The organism is Patescibacteria group bacterium (assembly GCA_041645165.1).
Classification (GTDB): domain Bacteria; phylum Patescibacteriota; class Patescibacteriia; order 2-02-FULL-49-11; family 2-02-FULL-49-11; genus 2-02-FULL-49-11.
On record JBAZQN010000018.1, the window covers coordinates 1 to 20,525 of the forward strand.

A 20,525-nucleotide genomic window follows, 5' to 3' on the forward strand; every position below is an offset into this window, starting at 1 on the left:
CGTTTCTTTCAGCGCGCTCTTCGAGCCCCACGGGTATTTTCCTCAAGTTCGCGTCGGAAATGCCGAGGCCAAACGCTTGCAGGGCGCGATACGCGCTCTCGCCGTCTTTGAGGTAGAATCGCTGTTCAGTGACCGGATCCACGTACCACGCCTCGCCATGCTCCTCTGTCTGCAGGAATATCTCCCCTCTGACGCGGTGCGCCAGCGCGGTGTTGATGCTCAACGTCAGGCGCTTTTCCGTCTCCACGACTTGCCGTTCTAATTCTGTAATCTTCAATTCCAGCCTTTTAATGCGCTCGCGCAGCTGCTGCTCTTCAGAACCTGGCTTCTGTTCCACTATGATGAGCGTTTCCGTCTTCACCGTCTTCGTGAGGGTGTTATTAGTCTCATCGGATTCGGCAAAGGCGTCATTGAAATCAACCTTGCTTGTCAGATTATAGATGCCGCTCGCGTTGGTTTTTAAAGACTCATATGACGGCAGTTCTCTTGCCTCCCCAGTCGCTAACACTTCTCCGGCGCCGTTATGGGAGTAATACTTCTGGCCGCTCGCGGTATCGGTCGTCTCAATGGTGAGCGTTTTGGCTTCCGCTATTCCGCCAATATTTCTGAATTTCACATACACGTAGTATTTATCGTCGCGGCTGTCATTGGCAATCCTAATATTCTGAACGATAAAATCAGGCTTCGCGGTGGTTGCGGTCAAAAGGCACACGCCGTCCCCGCACCCGTTCGGACACGCATATACCTCGGAACCGCAGATGCCGCGTCCGTCATTGTAGGTGCTGGGGAAATATTCCAAAAGATTGGCGCCGAGACACTTGTCTTCTTCCGGCAGGTAATTATTCATTTCGCTCCGGCACACCCCTTTCTGGTAATAATCCTTGCCGCCGTCAGAGTCGGTCACTGCGGGGATGGGTCTCGTGGCGTTTCTATATATCTCGAAACTTCCATCATTGTAATTCTTGTCATAGCGCAGGGGGCCTTCAAAAGCAAATTTCCAGTGAGTTGCGTCAATAGTTTCTATTTTAAAATTCAGAGGGTCGCTGGAATAGACTGGCCCGTAAAAGGTATTCCACCAGGAAGATTTCAGGCTCAAGAGGAGATTGTCCCCTTTCTTAAAAATACCAAGGCTTTGAGGCGCCTCAACGGTGGGATATTTGCCATAGTATTGCGCTATTTGTTTCTCTGAAGGAGAGAAGAGGCTGATAGTTGTTCTTTCGGCTGCGTTATACCAATTCATCTTGAAATAATACTCACCTGCTTGAGGGATGGTGATCCCCTTTTTCTTCATAATACAGGCGTTTTCGCTGCAGCCGAACGCGCATTCAAATTCGCCCCCCTTTGCCTGATCACAGCGCTGAGTGCTCTTGTTGCAATAATATTCTGTGAGGCACTTATTTGACCTGCCGCTCGCATCCACGGCGACGCACTTATCCTCATGCGCGCCGAGCGCGTCAGTGCACCAGCCTTTGACGTGGTAATTGGCGCCGCCATCAGAATCAACGCAGAGCGGAGTTTCATACGGCCCCACTGAGATTGTTTTAGTGAGCGAATTATTGGCGGTACTGGATTCATTAAGTGGCGGATACGTTTCATTGTTATACACTCTCTCCTTATCGGTGTCGGGAATAAGGATCGTATAGGCAAATGCGCCGGCGCCCGTGAATTTGGTTTTGAAACTTTTCAGAATAGTTCCACCCGCCACGACATCACTATCCTCTTTGTACCCGCCGACGACATCAGACACGATCTCACTGTCGCGATTATGCGCCACGGTTACCCAGAATTTATCGCTCACCTGCACCTCGCCAATATTTTTTATAGTCACCGTCATCGTGACATCTTGGTTCAATTGAGGGCTCGCGGGCGACCAATTGAAGTCACTGACAATCAAATCCGGCTTCTCGCTCTTAGTGGTGAAGGTGCCATTTTTTGATGGACTAGTATAATTTTTTTTATCAATGGCGCTAATGGAATAATAATAAAGTGTGCCGGCCAGCAGGTTATTTAAAATAACTTCGTGCGTGGTGTTATAAACAGTGCCGGCCACATACTTTTGATAATCCTGCTCACTAGCCGTTTTGTACCAAACTTCACTTTTAGTAAGAACGTCTGTTTCAAAAACAACTTTGGCTGTCGTAGATTCAATATCAGTCACGTAATAATTAGTGATTTGAGGTCTGGTTGGAACATCAGTTATTTCAATACTATAGGTCTTGCTGTTATTATTCTCATTAGTCTCATTTATTTTATTATTTGGATCAACAGTCACAGTTAAGCTATGCTTGCCCACAGTATTATACTTTATAGTTCGCCAGATTTCAGCGCTATTTTTTGGTTGGCTTATTGAGGTACCAATTACCGCTCCAGGAGCATCTATAGAAAAATCATAATTAATTAAATTGTCGGTTGGTTCAAACAAATCATCAAACTTTATATATAATGTCATGTTATTGCCAACCTGCGGAAGGAAATAAGCCTGAATATCTTGAACTATAAAGTCGTGTTGCTTGTCTGATATACAAGCGCCGTCTTGACAACCATTAGGGCAAAAATAACCAATAGCTCCGTAACTGGAACCATCCAAGCAATAAAATTCTGTCAAATTAACTGGATTGCCTTGACTATCTTTTCCGCCAGTGGAACAGTAATCATCACTAAAGCCAGACACACCGCCATACCAACCAGATGCTATTCCTTTTGTATAATAATCCTTGCCGCCGTCGGAATCGGTGCAGGTCGCAGACAGAGCGTTCACATAGATATTTTTAGTTAAACTGTTATTGTTTTCATTTGATTCATTAATTAAATTAGAAGGATCAACTTTAATTTCTACAATCGTATTTCCGCTATGGATAAAATATCCCTCCCACTCCATAACTAATTGTTCGTCTTGTCCCATCGGATCACTATTTGTGGGCAATGGATAAATTAAAGGAATGGGATTATTTTCTCTTGTATCTATAAAATCTTCTGCTGAAAGGCTAAACGCATTACTACTTAAATCATAAATATTTGACCCTAAATTTTTAATAACTGCATTAACCCTGACTTTTTTATTTTGATAAACCGTTTCTAGTATATCTATTTGTTCAATTACTAAATCCGGCTTGGTACCAGAAGCAAAGGTACAACTTTGACTGCTGGTATTTTTGAGCCAATACGCCCAGCCATTGACCATCAGGCCTGTTGAATCAGTAACATAATTACCCTGTGAATCTAGACTTAATAATTCTAAATTATTACAAGTACCTTTTTTGTTATCCAAAACAGTAGATTTGCCTTCCGTGCCAATAAAATAAGAAACATTGGGAGCCAATGTTTTGGGTGAATAATTATATTCAGTGCCAGAGAAATTCAAAGGGCAATCACTCCCAAATTTGATCCAATAACCCTTACCTGCCCCAAGAACATCGCTACTACCCAACAAATAATATCCACCGCCGTCATGCATGCCATAAATGTTAACCAAACTGCCACAATAGGATTTGATAAAATTATATGTCAGACCTTCTGTGATGGGAATCGAAAACGCTTGCCATTTGTCAGCCGCGAATTGGAAATGCCACACGCCGTCGGTTTTATCAACTGAAGGATAACCGCCGCCGGTAAAACTTTCGGCTCGAATAGTTGAACTGGGTATAAACATCAACTGGCCCAAAACCAGAGCACCCCCTAAGAAAGCGAACAAAAACTTGCGTTGAATGATATGCATAGCATTCATATAAATTTATAAATATTATTATAGAATAATATCTGCGTAAATTTGCATTCGGCCGCATTATCGTACCCATGGTAGCGTGGCCCCGCCCAGGCGGGGCCACACGATCGGTTGAGTCGGAGATGAACTCCGACGCTACAGAGAGCAGCTAAAGAGGCTACCGCGATAATGCCATCCTTATGTAAGGCAAAAAGATTACTACCCCCATGATCGCGGCGACGAGTGAGGCAACCAATACCGCCGCTGCCATCAAATCCTTGATCTCCCGCACGTAGCGGTGCATTTTAGGCTCCACCAAATCAGCAATCCTCTCAAACACCGTATTCAATATTTCAAGAACCAGCACCACCATGACCACAAGGAGTATTGCGATGCCTTCCCACGGCTTGACCTGAAAGAGGTAGCTTAAAAGGAGCGCGCCTGCTGCGGCGCAGACAAGAACCTTGAACGTATTTTCGCGCGCCGCAAGCCTTATCCCTTCATACGCATACTGGAAACTTTGCTTCAATCGTGTAAGATGAATCATTCGTTTAATAGATTACCCACTGAATTCATAATTCTAAATTCCAGATTCTCTCGCTACGCGAGATCTGGCGTAGCCAGATAAATTCTAAATTCTTGTGTATTTCTTCTCCTTCTTCTCCATCTCCTTCATTTCTCTCATTGTTCCATGGTCATATCCCACAAGATGAAGGCAGGAATGGGCGATAACTCTCAAAAATTCCTGCGTGAAAGCGGCTTTGCGCGCGCGTGCCTGCGCGCGAATGCAGTTTATATCCACAATAATTTCTCCTATCCCTCCTGCATTCTTCGAAGGCTTTTGGAGGCAGAAACTTAAGCCATCCGTGGTCCCTCTCCGGTGAAGATAAATGTTATGAAGTTCGCTCATGCGCTTTCCCGTCACTGCGGCGATACTGATATTCCATGTACACCTTGGCGTCTCTTGTTGCAGTATGCGTTTCACAAGCGCGGATGTTTTGCGCATGACGAGAGGAGGCAACCGATGAAGGCTCGCCTCTACGTTTCCCTTATTATTACGAAACATAACAGGTGCGTGCATGGCCAATGTGGCGTACGTCTTGCAAGGCCTATCCATCTGTAGGGTTTTCCGGCTCCCTATAGGTACGGAAGCTCTGGACGACCATACGGTAAGTGGTTTGGAAATTCACCTCTTCGCGGATGCCCGGATTATAGGAAATGACATAGAGATAGCCGCTATCAATAAAATACGCGGCAAGCCCGTCGGGGCTCATGATCCCCGCGAGTGTTCCGGTGCGGACATCACGGAGGTCCCCGGTCTTCACCGAAGGGTACTGGCTCAAATACCATTCGCGCGCGGTTGCATATCCTTCAAAATTCTCCTGCGCCATGACTCCGATGAATTCTCCCGTGGCAGAATTAAATAATACCTGCATGGCGTTCGTGGGATCGAGCAGCCGATTTTCCCAAGCTGCCGGCACGAGGAGCGTGTACTTTAACTGGGGATTGATATAACTTCTCGCATTAACTGATTGCGCGAGTTTGCTCCCCCCTCCTTTACTGGGATCAAAAAGCAAGAGGAGCTCATCCCCGTCTAGGAAACTGTCAGAATCTGAATCAGGCTTATTCGGATCCGCGCCCCATAACGCTTCCTCGACGTCCGTCAGCTTATCGCGGTCTGAATCCTTGCTCGGAGGAATCACTTGGAAATTGGGAACAGGGAGAAGCGAGGTGGGCGGCGTTTCTTCTGGTGGCGCAGGCTGCTCTGCGGGAGGCGGGGTGATGGGTGTCGTGGTGGTCGCGACCGGCGGGGTAGTCGTAGGAACGGGATTTGCAGGAAGCGGATTATCTCGCGTGACTGGCGGTGTGGGTGCAGGCGCGGCGGGGCGTGCGCTCTCCGGCGCGGTTTCCTCCGGAAGCGGCGTAGTGGACACAGGAGCGGCAGGCGGAGCAATGCTTCTTAAAAAAAACCACGCCGCAAGTCCCATGCCTCCCCCCAGCACCACAATAATCCCTCCCCCGATAAGGAGCCGTTTTTGGAGCCAATTTTCCTGCTTTTTCACTACCAGAAATTTCTCTGGCATGATATGGATATCCATTTGCCCCATCTCGGGAGACGCCGCAAGCTCCCTATCCGCGGGAGGCGGGACGGCATGGGATAGATGCGATGGTTTATGGAAAAACGGAAGATCCATATTGAGAATGTAGTACAATGCAGGAGAGTAGTATTCACGCAGATCAACGCAGATACTCGGCCGCAATAATCTTCATTTTAAGCATGGTGTAGAGCGTTATGCGGCCGAACGCAGATTCACGCAGATATTCTTTTACTATCTCAAGGTTTAATCTCATTCAATTTGCCATCCCCATTGGGATTATAGCCGTTCTTGACTTCTTGCCCGTCGCTGAATCCGTCGCCGTCCGTATCCGCGCGCAAAGGATTTGTCTTAAAAGTCTTCGCCTCTTCATAATCGAACAACCCGTCAAAATCAGTGTCTACGTTGGTGGGGCTCGTGCCAAGGCTCGCTTCTTCCTGGTCAGTCAGGCCGTCATGGTCACTGTCTTGGGGCTGTGCCGCAGGAGGGGTTTGTGACGTAGGCGGTTCGGTGGGTGAAGGCTGTGTAACGGGGACGTTTGCAGAAGGCTGATTAGCCCCAGAAGGCTGCGCGGTGGAGGGAGCTGCCTCATTATCTGGTACTTGTGGATTATCAGTTTTATAAAATTTCATGTACGCCCATGCGCCACCTGCCGCAAGCGCGACAATCAAAACCACGGCAAGAATGAGAATAGTGCGTCTTCCCTTAGAGGTACCGGCTTCAAGTATAGGAGGGGATGCGGTAGGCGAAATCGATGAAATCTCTTCAGATGGAGACGCACCGCTCCCCTCTCCACGATCGGTTTTTAAATGAGTTGCGGGGGCGGGTGCGGTGGACGCAAAAATATCTTCTACCGTGCCGGGTTTTGGTTCATCAAACATATAATGTGAGAATTAAATTGTAATATCTTTCCGCGTTATTCTGCGCCTTATCCGCGTTGATCTGCTTCTTAATAACCATAGAAGCGGATCATGCAGATAGTTACGCGGAAGTACGCAGATGTGTAAATGTTATTAAGGTGACGGACCAATTTTATAATTCATGCTGCATTCTGCGACAGAGACGACGGAAGTGCCCCTAAGGAGAGGGTGTTCCATGTTCGCTCCCAAAGTAAAGGAGAGCCCATCAGTAGGAGTTGTTTGATAGGTATAGATTCTGCTATTATTAGGGCAATCAAAATCTTTACTCGTGTCATTCCAACAAGTTTGCTGATCGTACTGAGGAGCGGGACATTGATTAGGAATCACGCACGTCTGTGTCATATTACAGGTAGGATTCGCAGTTGGGCAATCCGCATCCGTTCTGCATTGAGTAGCGGTGGTTCCGCACGTATAGCAATCAGAGTCCTGCGTACATGCTTGGTTAATTTTTCCACCGCTGCTGCACGCGTGAGGAAATGCATTCAGAGGATCTATAGGCAGCGCTCTTCCCAAGGCGTTCCCGAGTGTTGCTTGCCATGAAGGCCAGCGCGATGTTGACTTACCTGGAAGATATGATCCGGCCGCAAGCTTTGGATACGAGGCTTGACAAATATATCTCGCACCCGTTGCGGGAATGCTCACGGGACATAATTCTTCGGGTTTCACCCCATCAACCACGCACGGCGTCTTACTCGTATTGTTACAAACTCCATGCGTTTTCCCGTAATCAAGAAGCGCTTTCTTAATTCCGCCCAAATCAGTCATGCGCTTTGAATCGTTCTTAACCTGCAGCTGCTCTACGGGACCCAAATTAATAAGGAATTTCCACGTCGCCACCAAACCGTTAAATATGCTTATTGTCTCTCCGCTTGCCCCTTCATTATATGAGATTAAGAAAATGTTGGTATAGAAAGTGGTTCCGGAAATATTCGGCGCAAGCACATAGACAGACCTGCCATCACGGATCGCGGGAAATCCGTCCACCGTATAGCTTGAAGGATTCCCGGGTCTCTTCACATTCGTCTGATACCACTCCATGAGAGAAAGTTTGTTAGAATTGGCATACACACGCAGGCCGATTGCATCCTTGCTTACATCGGGCGAAGCGCGCAAAAAGAGATATTCTTTCAAACAATCCGCGCACCCTCCTGTGCCCGTTCTTATCACCGGAGGATTGTTTAACTCTGGGAGATCATCATCCTGCGTATCCGATGCGCCCGCGTCGCGGCAATACCAGAAAGAAAAATTAAGGCCATTATCCACAAACGGATAATAAGGAAACGTTGGCCATGGATTTTCACACAAAGATACCTCCGCGCTTACAGTGGTCGTTGCCGAGCCCATGGTCGGATTGGGGTCGTGCGCCCCCACGCTAAATGCGCCTGAACCGTTCTTGGATTTTGTTACAGATGATTGAATTTCCTGCAGCGCTAAACTTGAGAGCTCAAAAAGGCTATCAGGGTCATCTTCTGCCCATATATACTGCGCTCCGGTGAGGGCTTGCGGCGGACTGGACGCGTCCCACGCCTGCGCGCGCCACGTGTGCTGGTTGCCTCCCGCGCTGCTCACGTCATCGGTGCAGTTATTCCTCGCGCAGGTGAACATATCATGGTTGCTTATGGTGGAATATGCATTTGTGAGAGTGCCTCTGGTAATGGTCACACTCACATGGTCAATCTGGCAAATATGATTACCCGTAGTAATCTCGGCCGTATAGGCAGGAAATGTCACCCCGCCTATTGAGTAGGGTGCGCCAGGATCAGGATTGCCAAGTTCTGCCCCATACCTGCTCTTTACGCCGTTTGGCCCGCCGCGCGCAAGGAATGTGTGTGTAGTGGTGAGCGCGAGCGGCCGAGAGGGAGTGATATGCACGCGCGATTCACGTTGCGGTCCCGCGGTAAAGTCTCCATCCTCTATGCTTAAAGAAATACCCACGGTATTAGTCAAACAAATCGGCGGCGGACAGGGAGTTGGAGGGCCTTCCTGCACAAAAAATGTGTTCGTGTTCACAGTGCTATGATCTACAAGCTGGTCAAAGGTAAATGAGAATTGTGCATTGGGACAAATATCAGCGCCCGTTGGCATAAAACTAGTTACCACAAGCGCAGATGCTGGCTGACAAGTGCAACTTGTAGGATCGCAATACAAACCAGTATTGCACCTGCTGTCATTAGCGGCGCATACGGCAGGATCAGGATTATTGTCGCAATCTGCGCCCGCGCCATTATTAATCACATTGAAAGTGAGAGGATTAGAAACGGAAGTCCCTTTTGTCAGAGTGACATTCACGTCTCCAGTTGCCGCGCCCGCAGGCACGCGCACATTGGCGGAGGTGGGAGCCCATGAGGTGTAATCTGCCGCAGGCACTTGCGTGGCCCCAAAACTCACATAGTCCTGGCTCTGCCTAGTCGCGCCAAAACCATTCCCCGCGACATTCACCGCAGCGCCAATAATTCCTGAAGTGGGAGTTAAGCGGCATAGATTAGGATGCGGCGATCCTGCAACATTGATGCCGGATGAATGTGTCGCTTGCGCTCCATCCGCGCGAGTGATCGTCACGGGGCCTGTCTGCGCGTCGTCAGTCACGTCCGCTGTGTTTATATTCGGCACTTCTGAAATAATCTGCGTATCAGTCCATGTATTCGTGCCGCAGACCGCAGGATCTGGCCAGAGCCCCGGGTGATTGTTGTAATACGTAACGGTACCGCGCGCGGCTCCAAAATAGCACCCTTGTATGGTTACCCATGAGCCTACGGGCGAGGTGGAAGGCTGTATCGTGGTAATTACCGGGGTGCACACGCCTCCCACCAGCTGGCTTCTTCCCACGCCGCAGGCGTCGCAACTTGAGCCTGGTCCGCCTGTACATCCGCTCGTATCGTACGTACAGCCCGCAGAACAGGCGAGCGAACCGCCGATAAATGTAGGACTGTATGCGGTGCACGTAGTGATACCATTAAGGTCGCCGCCGTCGCACTGCTCTCCCGGATCTGCAGTGCCATCATTGTCACATGACGTCCCTCCGGGGTTGGTACATCCATACAATTGGCAGCTTGTATTGCACTGCCACGTCCCGGTGGCAGGAGGATTGCAGCTCACATTGGGCGGCGGTATGGTGCCGTCGCAAGCTTCACCGGGGTCGATGGTGCCGTTATTGTTGCAGGTGCCGCCTGGTCCGGTGGTGACCGTCAATTCACCATAGCCATTTACGCTTGTTCCCTGAATTTGCGAGGTAATCTGTACAGGCGTAGCGCCAGTTGCTGATACGCCGGTCGCGGTTTCCTGATTGGTGGCGCTCCCCGTGACCGTTGCCTGCGTGATGTTTGAAGAAGCCCACTGGTAGCCATAGGTGCCCGTGAGCAGATTACAATTACTCGCCGTCGCGTTCGCCGCAAACGGTTGCATGCCGCCCACGGCAATGCTCGCGCTTGAAGGGCTCACGGTGACGGTATCGGGCGTACAATCGCTGTTGCGAGGATGGACGCCAAAATGCCAGACGTATGGCGCCGTTAACGGAACCCCCGCCGCGGAAATAACACTCGTTGGCACAGTTACCTCATACCAACTGTCCGGGGTTAAATTCGCCGTTGGGGTAAAAATGTACGCTTCTCTGCCTCCGCCGACATTAAGATAAGTCCAAGTGCCGCCAACAGCATTAGGGTCGCAGAGCGGACTATTGTCGCATTGATGCGTGCTGATACCGGCAAAAGTGCTCTCATTCATGTCCCGATCAAAAGTAACGCTGATTTTCGCATTGCGGCATGCGTCAACAGAATCCCGCCAAGGAGTAGGCGACTGAATTGAATTTACGCACTGCTGATTTTCAATTATTTGAGGAGGGTCTGCGGCGTTCAAACAGCCGCTGGTATCATAAGTACAGCCGCTCGTGCAGGCGAGCGAACCGCCGATAAATGTAGGACTGTATGCGGTGCACGTAGTGATACCATTAAGGTCGCCGCCGTCGCACTGTTCTCCTGGATCTGCAGTGCCATCATTGTCACATGACGTCCCACCGGGGCTGGTGCATCCATACAATTGACAACTTGTATTGCACTGCCACGTCCCGGTGGCGGGAGGATTGCAGCTCACATTGGGCGGCGGTACGGTGCCGTCGCAAGCTTCGCCGGGGTCGATGGTGCCGTTATTGTTACAAGTGCTGCCTCCTCCGGGGGCGCATGGTGTGGTAAACCAAATTTCATTGCTTCTCACTCCTCCCACCGTTACTGCCACAGGATATCCGCCCTCGCTGGGAAAGGTAGGAGCGGCGGCGGCAATCGCCGTATCGCTCCATGAGGAAACGGCTGCGGTAAGCGTGCTGAAAGTGAGCAAACTTGTCCCCTGGCTCGCGCCAAACCGTTCACCTGTGATAGCCACTGACTGGCCTGTTGGGCCGCACGTGGGATTAAGGGAACACAAGCCCGGCCCCAAAGGCCCTGTGGTTACCATAAAATTCAGCCGGTTTGACGCCTTATTCGCGGCCGTAAACACTTGCACCGGGTAGCTGCCGGGCGCGAGCCCCGCGGGAATCTTTATCACGATGCTGGTATCCGTCCAATACGCGGCACAAGGAGGTATATCGGCGGCTATCCCGCCCACCTCCACCCGGCCGGGCGATGATCCAAACTGCAATCCGCCAATCGTCACATATTGGCTGACCGGGCCGCTCGAGGGCGAAAGCCCCCCCATATAAGGAGACTGCACTTGAAACTGCGCGCTGTTGCTCGATTTGGTCCCTACCATCACCACGAGAGGGCCGCTCGTTGATCCGACCGGCACGCGCACCCTTATTTCAGTCATGCTCCACGATACGCGGCACGACTGGTTTGGCACATAATTCGCGTCGAAACAATTCGTATCCGTGGCGAAATTATTAAAGTAGGCATCGCTCCCCGCGCCAGTAAAGAAATAATTTCCGGTAATCACGATGTCCTGCTCGCTGTAAAAATCAGCGCCGGGGTTCACCGCGGTGATAATAGGGAAACAACCAACGGTATCGCCGGTGGTAAAACTCCATTGATAATCGCTTGCAATGCCATCCCCATCGCCGTCTAAAGGATTTCCGCAATTGTCTAATATTCCTGTAAGCAATCTCACGCGATATGCGGTATTTGCGTCAAACGACCCCGCGGGATAGGCAGAGAATGACTTGAAATCTGTTCCCGGGGTTATGGAAACAAGCACTACCCCCACCCAAACGCCCGCGGCATCCTGCTTCTCAAGGAGAATGTTGGCTACCGTGAACGTAGTCACGTCCATTTCTTCAGAAAATGTCACCTGGATCGGGGCATCGCGGCATACATCCGTTTCGCCATTGCCGGGATACACGGTCGCCACCGTGGGGAGCGTGCTGTCGGTCTCACTGCCCGTGGTAAAGGTCCATACCTTTTCCCGTTCAAGATTTGTGCCCGCGGTGCTCTGCACTTGTGTTGTTACTGTAGCCTCATAGCTAGTATTTCGGTCAAATTCTGGATGATGGAATGAGAAGCTAATATCGGAAAAAGTATAGGTACCTGTAATTTGCGTTCCTCCGATGGGATGTATATTCACGGTGGTATCGTTCACACTTAATCGATCCAAATTGGCGCTAAACTGAGCCTGCACCAGCTGGCATACTTTCACTCCGGTTTGCTGGTCATTAGGATTCGTGGCAATTACATTGAAACCCGCACCGCCGCCCCCGGGCAAACCGCTGCAGTCAGAGGGGCAGCTCACTATTTCCCCCGCTTCACAAATCCCGTTGCCGCACACTGCCGGACCGCCGCCGCCACCGTTATTCACTGCTTGTTCCAGTTTGCCGATCACAAAACTCACTATGCCAAAAGCGAGGAATATGATAATAAGGCCTATGACTGCATTCGTTATTATCTTCTTTGCTTTCTCCACCCGTTGCGCATCACCGCCTGCGGTCATCCACGTCACTCCGCCATAGATAATCAACACCAAAAATACAATGCCGATGACCCCCAAGGCGTAACGAATAATATTCGCGATCGTGATCCTGACATCTTGGGTCGAAAGACCGGTGCCTGTGCCGTATTCCACGCCAAAACGGTCCTGCGCGAATGCGGGGAGCGCAAGGAATAAAACAAAAAACCCGCTAATGAAGAGAGTTGCCAAAAGCAGGCTCTTATAATAGCCGGTACGGCCGTGTGGAGCGCGTTGCACAGCATTCTGGATGAGCATGGACCTAAAATTAATCGCGGACTTACGCGGAACGTCACGCTTACCTTAATCGCGGAAGGACGCGGAAAGATTGAAATACCGATACGATGATTACGGAGGAGGAGGAGGTGTGAGAATCTGTTGCACCATCGCACGCACCACACTGCCATCTGCGCCCTTGAGGCGCGCCATTGCCTCTTTCATAACCCGCCCTACATTGCGTTCGTGTTCAGGAAGCCCTTTTGTAATCTCAAAAATCGTCATGCGAATCATCTCATCGCTCGGGGCGGCGGGCAGATACACGGCAAGAATTTTATTCTCTGCCTCTTCTATTAACGCGCGCGCTTCCTCACCATGATCTCGGTATACCTGCGCCGCATCCTTCCTGCGTTTCACCTCGCGCCGCACCACGGCAATCACCTGCTCGTCTGAAAGCCCTTGTTCCTTTGCATGCAAAGCGATGGCTTCGTTCTGCAACGCCGCAAGCAACAAAGAAAGCGTAGTGAGGCGCAACTTGCCCTGCTCGTTTGCTTCCCTGCGTGCAGCCGCAATGGCTTCGCGAATGGTGAGGAAGAGAGACATGATAAAAAAATTCTAAATACTAAACCAATGGAGACTAAAAATATCCGAATACCACTATCGTCTCCTGCGATTGCCGCCGCGCTCTTCAGTTTCATCCAATTTCCCGATCTTTCTCAAATATTCCCGTTTTGAGGCCATTTCCCTCCGCCGTTTGGCGTCCTTCCTTTGCTGTATTCTAGACTTCGGGGATATGTGAAACCTGCCCTTTTTCGCGCGCCACACCACCCCTGACTGCTGCACCCTCTTGGTAAAGCGCCGTATCATCCCTTCGACCGACTCGTCTGTTTTTTTCCTTACTTCAACTGCCATAGAGTATGTCCTTTTCCTTAAATTAACTAGATAAATAAGTTCACATGCTTCTATCATCATGACAAAAAACGACAAATTTTGCAAGCATGGTGGTGGTAGCAGATAAACTGCCGCTACCATGATTTAATTATTGTTGTGTAGCGTCGGAGAAAACGGGCGAAACGGATACCATTCGGAAAGAGTATATATCTTTAATATTTCTCTTCGTCTTCAAATTCAGCCCCATTATTATCTGGCACCCATTTGAGGCCGCTCGCCAATCCCCCTTCCTCTTCCCTCTCAACTCCTTCCACAATCTCTTCAGTCACTTCTTCAATGCTCATGGATTCAGTCTCAACCATGAGGTCGTCTCCTTCCGCTTTTTCCAGGGTATCTTTGAGGAGATATTCCTCCCTCTTCAAATCAGGTTTCCGTACATCGGCGGAAGGCTGGAAAATAATGGGTATTTTTTTGGTGTGCGGATCTTCCCGGGAGAATCGTTTCTCAATCTCCTGCATGACTTTTGCATAATCCACTATCTCTTGTATGCCACTTTCCATATCGCGGATAATGATGGTGCTGTCAAGCAGCTCCTTCTGGCCGAGGATGAGCGTATAGCTGCATCCAAGCCTTCCTGCCACCTCAAGCTGCTGTGACAAACCGTCCTTCGAAAACTGGTCGGCGACCGTATACCCTGCGCGCCGCAGATGAAAAGAAAGGCTTAATGTTTTTTTGCGCGCCTCATTTCCCAATTGCGCTAAAAATAATTGCGGTGCTGACGGAGGCAGAGGCGCGAATCCGCTTCGCTGCATGGCGAGGATCAATCGCTCAATGCCTCCCGCGAATCCCACCGCGGGAGTCGCTCTCCCGCCTAATTCCGCGATAAGGTTGTCATACCTGCCGCCCCCGCCAATGGCAAGTGATACACCCTCCCCTTCAACCCCAAGACCTGCGGGATCTCCCGCCTTAGCCATCACTTCAAACGTCGTACGAGTATAATAATCCAATCCCCTTACCAGCTTTGGCTCGAGACAGTAGGGCACCTCAAGCTCATCGAGATATTCCAACACCTTCACAAAATGCTCGCGGCAATTCTCACAAAGCCAATCAATGATTTGCGGCGCTTGCGCGAGCGCCAATTGGCATCCCGGCTCTTTGCAATCAAGCGCCCTTAAAGGATTGGTTTCCATACGGCGTACGCAATTCTCACAGAGAGAGGAACGATGGGATGACAAATAATCCACGAGCGCTTTTATATACGCGGGACGGCATGCCTTCTCGCCTATGCTGTTGATTGCAATGACAATAGGCACCGAAAGCGTCTGATAGAGGGTGGCCACTGCGGCAATAAGCTGCGCATCAATGATAGGATGCCCGTCGCCAAGCACTTCAAAATCATATTGCCAAAACTGGCGGTATCTCCCCGCTTGGGGGCGGTCATAGCGAAATGCAGGCCCCATGTCCCACAGCCGCACCGGCTGGGGGCGTGAATACATACCATGCTCAATGTAGGCGCGGGCAATGGAGGCGGTAAACTCCGGCCGCAGGGTAATATTCTCTCCACCACGGTCATTAAACGTATACATTTCTTTTTCTACGATATCCGTTTCTGTCCCTACCGAACGGCTGAAGAGACTGGTTGCTTCGACTAACGGAACACATATGCGTTCATAACGAAAATCCCGCGCCACGCGCTCAACCGCCTGTGTGACTGCATGCATAAGCGGATATTCTTCGGGCAGGACATCGCGCATGCCTCGAATGGTCTGCAACCTTGCCTCCTTCACTCCCGCTTGTACTGGCACGGAAGATTCAGCCTTCTCCCCACTCGAAGCGCTTTTCGCTTTAACATTATTATTACCTTTAAATGGCATAACGTAATAAACAATTTCACATCTTAACAATTTTCAATTTTCAAGCACCAATTTTCAATTAATTTTCAATGAAACAATGTTCAAACGTTTAAAAATTGTGACATTGAGACATTGATTGTCCCGCCGCAGCGGGATCCCCCGACTTGTCGGGGGAAAAATTGTAAAATTGAGCATTGAAAATTCCGTATTTGGTTATTGTTTCTTGCATCTTGGTTATTCATCCATTGGCGCACTGAACACGGTGATCCGGTTAAGCGGCCATCCCCGTATCCACGTGCGGCCGACGATTTCACTGCGCTCTATAGTCCCGAACACGCGCGAATCAAGAGACGCGCCGCGATGGTCGCCAAGCACAAAATATTGGTTGTCTTTCAGCTGTACGTCCACTTCTCCCAAGGTCACAGTGCCCTCGCTAAGATAAGGCTCATCCAATTGTGCTCCTTCCGGCTGATCCGCGGTATAACGGTATATATTGCCTCCCGTGATTTTCACGCGGTCTCCGGGCACGCCGATCACCCGTTTGATATAAAACTGGCGCGGGTCATTCGGCGGGCGGAACACTACCACCTCTCCCTGGCGCGGATCGCGCAAATGGTAGGAGAACTCATCAATGATGAGATATTCATGGTCGAAATAGCTCGGCTCCATGCTTGCGCCTTTCACATAAAACGGCTGGATGACATAATAACGGACAGGTATGATAATGGCAAGCGAAATAACGATCACTTTCACCGTCTCCCACACAAATGATTTAATGCTCGACCAGATTGAATCTTCTGGTGCGCCAAACGAGGGCATTGATTCTTGGGCCATAAGCTTTAAAAGGTTTACAAAATTAAACGCCTTATAATCTAACATGGTGGACGATGGTGGGCTCGAACCACCGACCTCTGTCGTGTGAGGACAGCGCTCTAACCAACTGAGCTAATCGTCCTTTTTGTGTTAAAAACCCTAATTTTCTATGCAAATTGCCCGAAGTGTAACACAAAAAATCGGTTGACGCAACAGGCTATATTTTCGTATAATTTGAGTTACCTCTATGGTTATTCCCGTTCCCCCCACACCGCTCCCCCCGAGAGCAGTCCCCCCTCACCTCAAGCGCACGCGCAAATGGTGGATCATTTTTTTTATTATAGGAATCTGCTTTGCTGCCCTTGGCGTACTCTCATGGAACGATAATTCCGCGCAATCAGAAGATACAAGCGCCTCTGTGCATCTTCCTTTTTTACGCTCTATCGAATCATGGCTCTCCGGCATGAAAAAATCGTCGCTCGCGAAAGAAGAGCGGCTCAATTTCCTTATCCTAGGCCAAGGAGGCGCAGGGCATGAGGGGCCATATCTCACTGATACCATCATCCTGATCTCGGTCCGCCCTAAAACCGGCGACATCGTCATGCTCTCCATCCCCCGGGATTTGGCGGTGCCGGTGCCTGGGCTTGGCTTGCGCAAGGTGAACGCGGTCAATGCCATCGGTGAATCGCAGGAAGCGGGCTCCGGCGCCGCCCTTGCCACCAATGTCATCGGACAGACATTTGCCGTGCCCATTGCCGGCTATGTGCGCATAGATTTCAAGGGCTTCGTGGAATTAGTGAACATCTTAGGCGGCATTGATATCAATGTCGAGAACGCGTTTATAGATCCCAACTATCCTGACGGCATAGACCGCGTGATGACCATAAGCTTCGCTGCCGGCGAACAGCATATGGACGGCGAAACCGTGCTTCAGTACGTGCGCTCGCGCCATGGAAGTAATGGCGAAGGATCAGATTTTGCGCGCGCGCGCCGTCAGCAGCAAGTGCTCCTTGCGCTGCGCGATAAGCTGTTTCGTTTTTCGACGTTTCTGTCACCGGGCAAAATCGCGGCTATCATTAATTCGCTTGAAAAAAATATTGAAACCAATATTCCCACAAGCCAATTTGACGACCTGCTTCTCATTGCGCGCCGGACTGAAGGACGGATCATCGCACAACGCGTCCTTGATTCTTCTCCTGATGGGATTCTCAAGGATGAAATCGGCCCTGACGGCGCCTACCTCCTTATGCCAATTGACGCCAACTACGGCACACTCGCCCGCTTCGTGCAAAATCTTTTCGCCTACGAAGATCTCCGCGGCGAGAGCGCTTACGTCACGATCCTGAACGGCACCAGTGAAACAGGTCTTGCCTCCAATGCTTCAGTTGAGCTCTCTTCGGTAGGCATCCACGTGATTAAAAAAGGAAATGCGCCCAGCCGCAATTGGCATGAATCTGTAATTTTCGATATAAGCAAAACGAAGACTGCGAGCCTTGCCCACCTCCGTACCACGTTCAACGCGCGCCTCATTACTACTCCTCCCCCGATGGAAATTTTAAACGCAAGCACGGTTGCTACAGAGGACTCGGCCCTACAAACTCCCGATTTTATACTTATCTTAGGAAAATGATGTCAGTACGACGCTAATATAAAATCCAAATCTCAAAATCTCACCGCTTTAGCGGGATCCCGCCTACCTTAGATACGACAATTCAAAGTGCGGGACAAAATGATAGATTAAAATTTATAAATTTTATATTTTCATTTTGATATTTGGACTTTGAATTTTAAATTTAATTACAATAAATACTAAATTCATGACCTTCCCTACCCCCATCCTTCCCAGCGTCGCCCTTGTGGGGAGAGTTAATGTGGGAAAATCCACACTCTTCAACCGCATCATCGGCGAACCGCGCTCCATCGTTTCCCCGCTTCCCGGCACCACGCGCGACGTGCAGGAAACGCTCGTCACCTGGCGCGGGATTGCATTTACCCTCCTTGATACCGGTGGCTTCGATGTGGAAGACGACCGCACCGGCATTCCCGCAAAAGTCCTCGCGCACTCGCGCCTTGCCGCAGCGCGCGCGGATCTGGTCATCCTAATGGTGGATGCGCGCGCGGGGCTGCTTCCGACAGACCGCACGATCGCGGAAGAGCTGCGCAAGAGCGGCAAGCCGCTGATTGTCGCCGTAAATAAATCCGACAATCTCGCATTCCGGGAATTGATAAATGAATTCTGGAAACTGGGAGTGGGTGAACCACTGGCGCTCTCTGCCCGCAACGGCAGCGGGGTGGGCGACCTTCTTGACCGGATTGTACAAATGCTTACCAAACCTCCTGAAGACCTGCTTTCCCATGAGCCTCATACTGCGCCAATTCGCATTGCCATTTTAGGCAAGCCCAATGTGGGGAAATCCACGCTTCTCAATGCCCTGCTCGGATATGAACGCTCTATCGTGAGCCCGCATGCCCATACGACGCGGGAACCCATTGACACTCCCCTTTTCTGGGAGAATACGCCCCTCGTGCTTATTGATACCGCAGGTATTCGGAAAAAAGCAAAAGTGACAAGGGGTTTGGAATCGCAGGGAGTGAGCAGGAGCATCCATGCCCTGAAGCGGTCAGACGTGGTCATACTCGTGCTCGATATGGCGGAAGGGATCAATGACCAGGACAAGCAGCTTGCGCACCTCATCGAGGAAAGCGGCACCGGTTTGGTGATCGTGGGGAATAAATGGGATCTGGTACACGATGCCCAGAAACGAAAATTTGCTTCTCAAGAGGTTCCACGAGAAAAACGATTGGGATTGTCCATCACGCAGACAGGATTGCGCAGGCTTGCCCGCGAACGCGGGCGGGATGATGTGGAGAAAGGAAACACGTTAGATATGGGCGCGCAGTATCTCAATTACATCCACGGCAGGTTCCCTTTCCTCACGTGGGCGCCCGTGGTCTTCACGTCGGCTTTGACGCGCGCGCACGTCCGCCCGCTCATCGAGACCGCGCTTCACACTGCCCGCGCGCGCGCCATGACGCTCGAGCAAGCGGCGTTGGATCAATTTATCACTGAAACCACACAGCGCCATGCTTTGCCGCGTTTGGGCCCCAAACGGAAACGGCCGGAGGTGATAGGTTTCCAGCAAAACGGCACCAACCCTCCCTCGTTCGCGCTTATGATCAGCACCCGCGAACGGTTTCCTGAATCCTATCTCCGCTTCCTTGAAAAGGAACTGCGGAATAAGTACGATCTTCTGGGAACGCCCGTTCAAATAGCAGCGAAGATTATTAAGTAATCATAACAAAGTACCGCTCTTCCACGTGGAGCAAAATAATGAGTATGCCTGATCTTCCTCACTTCGTTGAATACCGCTACACGCCGAGGTACGACTCAAAGGATTTAGAGGGTATTGATATTGAACCAAAACCCTGGAATATTCAGGACGAAATTTCCTCACGAACACCAGCGGAGAGCACCCTCCTTGATGTGGGATGTGGCCCCGCAAAAAAATTAATGCCTCTTGCAAAAGAAGTGAAGGATATTATTGGTGTTGATGTGAATGAAAAAGTAATTGAAAATGCTAAGAAGAATATTTTTAAGGCAAAAATAAAAAATATCATATTACTCCAAGGTGATGCCTTTCATCTCCCCATAGGTTCCAGGACGATTGATACTATCACCTTTATCCTTAGCCGTCATAGCTCGCAAGAAGCATATAGAGTCCTCAAAGAGAGCGGCTATATCATAATTGAACGCATGGGGGAACAAGATATAGCAAATATAAAAGCCTTTTTTGGGAACGATGAAACTGGCGCCCCAAGAGGCTATAGGAGTGAGATGAAAAAGGGTGAAATACGTGAAACCCATGAACGAGATTTACAACAAGCAGGGTTTTCTAATATCACAAGCAAAGACGGTTTCTGGAAAACGCAATATACACGCGATGAATTAATTCATCTCTTACAGGAAACTCCCGCAGTAAAAGACTTTAATATACAAAAGGATCAATCTATTATTGATGAACTTTGTGAGAAGCTCATGGAGAATGGTAAGATAACAACAACTCAGCATCGTGTGTTAATCATTGCGCAAAAATTAGCGAACTATAATTAATCA

Annotated in this window: 13 protein-coding genes and 1 tRNA gene; 3 read left to right on the forward strand and 11 right to left on the reverse strand. The window is 50.0% G+C overall.

The annotated features are described in order from the left end of the window. The 11 genes from WC659_06215 to WC659_06265 form a co-directional block, all read right to left on the reverse strand. A partial coding sequence (locus WC659_06215; GenBank protein ID MFA4873491.1) for a CARDB domain-containing protein occupies positions 1-3,715 on the reverse strand: 3,715 nt, incomplete at its 3' end. A 163-nt stretch (positions 3,716-3,878) separates the two neighbouring features. After that, entirely contained in the window at positions 3,879-4,247 is a 369-nt protein-coding gene (locus tag WC659_06220; GenBank protein MFA4873492.1) for a diacylglycerol kinase family protein, read from the reverse strand. Between the two features lie 84 nt (positions 4,248-4,331). Further along, a complete protein-coding gene (gene ybeY / locus WC659_06225; protein ID MFA4873493.1) occupies positions 4,332-4,766 on the reverse strand; it encodes an rRNA maturation RNase YbeY in 435 nt (144 codons plus the stop codon). Between the two features lie 43 nt (positions 4,767-4,809). Next, entirely contained in the window at positions 4,810-5,895 is a 1,086-nt protein-coding gene (locus WC659_06230; GenBank protein MFA4873494.1) for a hypothetical protein, read from the reverse strand. Between the two features lie 140 nt (positions 5,896-6,035). Further along, on the reverse strand, positions 6,036-6,677 hold the full coding sequence (locus WC659_06235; protein MFA4873495.1) for a hypothetical protein: 642 nt from the start codon (positions 6,675-6,677) through the stop codon (positions 6,036-6,038). A 132-nt stretch (positions 6,678-6,809) separates the two neighbouring features. Then, positions 6,810-12,878, reverse strand: a complete 6,069-nt coding sequence (locus tag WC659_06240) for an Ig-like domain-containing protein (protein ID MFA4873496.1) — start codon at positions 12,876-12,878, stop codon at positions 6,810-6,812. A gap of 108 nt (positions 12,879-12,986) precedes the next feature. Further along, the gene (locus WC659_06245) at positions 12,987-13,457 is read right to left on the reverse strand and encodes a GatB/YqeY domain-containing protein (protein MFA4873497.1); all 471 of its coding nucleotides are present in this window, start codon (positions 13,455-13,457) and stop codon (positions 12,987-12,989) included. A 54-nt stretch (positions 13,458-13,511) separates the two neighbouring features. Next, complete coding sequence (locus WC659_06250; protein MFA4873498.1) at positions 13,512-13,766, reverse strand: hypothetical protein; 255 nt, start codon at positions 13,764-13,766, stop codon at positions 13,512-13,514. A 191-nt stretch (positions 13,767-13,957) separates the two neighbouring features. Next, the gene (gene hisS / locus WC659_06255; protein ID MFA4873499.1) at positions 13,958-15,619 is read right to left on the reverse strand and encodes a histidine--tRNA ligase; all 1,662 of its coding nucleotides are present in this window, start codon (positions 15,617-15,619) and stop codon (positions 13,958-13,960) included. 213 nt (positions 15,620-15,832) lie between these two features. Continuing rightward, positions 15,833-16,432 (reverse strand): signal peptidase I, encoded by a 600-nt coding sequence (lepB, locus tag WC659_06260; GenBank protein ID MFA4873500.1) that lies wholly within the window; start codon positions 16,430-16,432, stop codon positions 15,833-15,835. 44 nt (positions 16,433-16,476) lie between these two features. After that, positions 16,477-16,553 (reverse strand) — tRNA-Val (locus WC659_06265). 105 nt (positions 16,554-16,658) lie between these two features. Here WC659_06265 and WC659_06270 point away from each other — a divergent pair. The 3 genes from WC659_06270 (at position 16,659) to WC659_06280 (ending at position 20,522) form a co-directional block, all read left to right on the forward strand. Then, the gene (locus WC659_06270) at positions 16,659-18,041 is read left to right on the forward strand and encodes an LCP family protein (protein MFA4873501.1); all 1,383 of its coding nucleotides are present in this window, start codon (positions 16,659-16,661) and stop codon (positions 18,039-18,041) included. 187 nt (positions 18,042-18,228) lie between these two features. Beyond that, positions 18,229-19,704, forward strand: a complete 1,476-nt coding sequence (der, locus tag WC659_06275; GenBank protein ID MFA4873502.1) for a ribosome biogenesis GTPase Der — start codon at positions 18,229-18,231, stop codon at positions 19,702-19,704. A 44-nt stretch (positions 19,705-19,748) separates the two neighbouring features. Then, complete coding sequence (locus tag WC659_06280; GenBank protein ID MFA4873503.1) at positions 19,749-20,522, forward strand: class I SAM-dependent methyltransferase; 774 nt, start codon at positions 19,749-19,751, stop codon at positions 20,520-20,522. Positions 20,523-20,525: the final 3 nt, after the last annotated feature.